The sequence below is a fragment of the Marinobacter sp. SS21 genome, assembly GCF_028369065.1.
In the GTDB taxonomy this organism is placed as follows: domain Bacteria; phylum Pseudomonadota; class Gammaproteobacteria; order Pseudomonadales; family Oleiphilaceae; genus Marinobacter.
In genome coordinates this window covers 1-1,726 of record NZ_JAQNDA010000026.1, presented here as the reverse complement: position 1 = coordinate 1,726, position 1,726 = coordinate 1, and the positions used below count along the sequence as shown (strand labels likewise).

The 1,726-nt window shown below is 43.8% G+C and carries 2 protein-coding genes; both read right to left on the bottom strand.

The features are described from left to right. Window positions 1-143: 143 nt before the first annotated feature. Window positions 144-851, bottom strand: coding sequence for a hypothetical protein (locus N6L25_RS17645; protein WP_271983153.1), 708 nt, complete (start codon window positions 849-851; stop codon window positions 144-146). A 2-nt stretch (window positions 852-853) separates the two neighbouring features. Continuing rightward, window positions 854-1,531 carry an XRE family transcriptional regulator gene (locus tag N6L25_RS17640; protein ID WP_271983151.1) on the bottom strand — a complete coding sequence of 226 codons (678 nt, stop codon included), beginning with the start codon at window positions 1,529-1,531 and terminating at the stop codon, window positions 854-856. Window positions 1,532-1,726: the final 195 nt, after the last annotated feature.

Genomic DNA, 1,726 nt, shown 5'->3' with positions numbered 1-1,726 from the left:
AAACGACTTCAGGAAATTGACTGAACGTGAACACCCGGAGTACAAACTCCGGTGGGTGATGCGTTAAGAAACGAGGTGTTCACGTTCAACCAGAATGGGTGTTCACGTTCGCCGGAATACGCAACCATCCCTCCACAACTTTTTTATTCCTCGTTACTATCAATATCAACAAAGTCGAAAGCTATTCTTCTGAGAGACATGCTGCCGGATAGTCCGATCTTCTCTGCGATTGCTGAAAATGCTTCGGTAAATTTAACTTGTGTACTCTCTATGTCATTTTCTAAATTATTAGGAGGAAAAATATCTTCAGTCTGAAGGTTCCAGAAGCCGGAGTAGTCTAGGACTGTTCCTCGAGCTAAGAAGGTAATTTGAGTTGCGGATTGAGTTAATATATGTAGATAAACTTGTAGTTCGCTATCGTTTTTTGTTATCGAATTTGTTTCAATTTCCGAGTCGATTTCATTGCAAGTTTCAACCACTTTGGTTACTTGTTTTTTGAGAGACTCTAGAATGTGTTTTGATTTTTCGATTTCACTAGTCTCAAGATGAGTCAAAAATGACTTAATGGATCTAGAAAATGCTTTGAGTTCAAGGTGCAAATCAATGCATTGATTGTGTAGATTTTTTATTTGTCTTGATAGATTTCTTTTATCTTCCTTGTGTTCTTTGTAATCTATTTGATGCTTCCATGTTTTGGCGCCGTAAATTGCTATGATTGCAATAATAAACGACGAAATGGCCGGTATTGTTAATTCTTGACCATTGAATGCATTTGCTACTAAAAAGCCTAGTAGAAAAAAGAATGTTGAGTTTAAGGTGACATCAACAGCATTAGTGCTCTTAGGGGGCACAGTTACAAATCCTTCCCAACCCAAACCACCTTCCCAATGACCTCCAGACTCTCCAGATCCGAACTGGAAATCTCCTGCGGCGGGTACTCTTTGTTGTCACTCAACAACTGTACCCCATCATTCCAAAGCGTCTGAATCCGCTTAACCAGCAAGTGGTCCCCGTTCCGAATCACGTAGATGTGCCCGTCCCGAAGTTTCCTCTCACTGGTATCCACCATCACCGTCTCATTGTCTGAGATCGTCGGTTCCATGGAGTCACCCTTGGCGAACACAAGCGCCAGGTCTTTTTCATTCAGTCCACGGAACCGGAGCCACTTGCGACGGAATGCTAATTCCCTGGTGGGGGATTCATCGCCTGCAATTGAACCGTGACCAGCTGCTACCTGGATGTTGTATCCAGGAATAAGTGCGAATTCTTCTTCAAATTTGGAATCTGACTTTGCAGGTTCTTTCCCGGTAGCGAGCCATTCGACAGATACGCCAGCAGCGTTAGAGATGCGCAGTAAATTGTCTAGGCGGGGCATACCGCCATTTAGGATGTTCCTAAACGTGCTGTCTCCCATGCCCGCTTTGTGAGCGAAAGCCCGCGCAGAGCCTTCTCCGATCAAGCTCCTGAGCCTTTTCGCAAACCCTGTCTCGTCCACAGTTTCCTGTGCATCTGCTGTCTTTTCGTCGGTCATTTTTCAATTATTAACAGTTTAAGGACTATGTATTTGCAGTTTACTGTTGACTGCGTGGGTCAGCTAACCTATATTCTGCTTAACGAACAGAAAACTGCTCGCTAGTGAGCGGGTAACTGTGAAAAATAGTGTAGCAGAGTGCAAAACAGTGGACGAGCAAAAACAAATCATCTTGCTAGCTACCCCGGTCATGAC

Excerpts from the sequence above, each read along its gene's own strand:
- N6L25_RS17640 (WP_271983151.1), bottom strand. The coding sequence starts at position 1,531 with ATGACCGACGAAAAGACAGCAGATGCACAGGAAACTGTGGACGAGACA.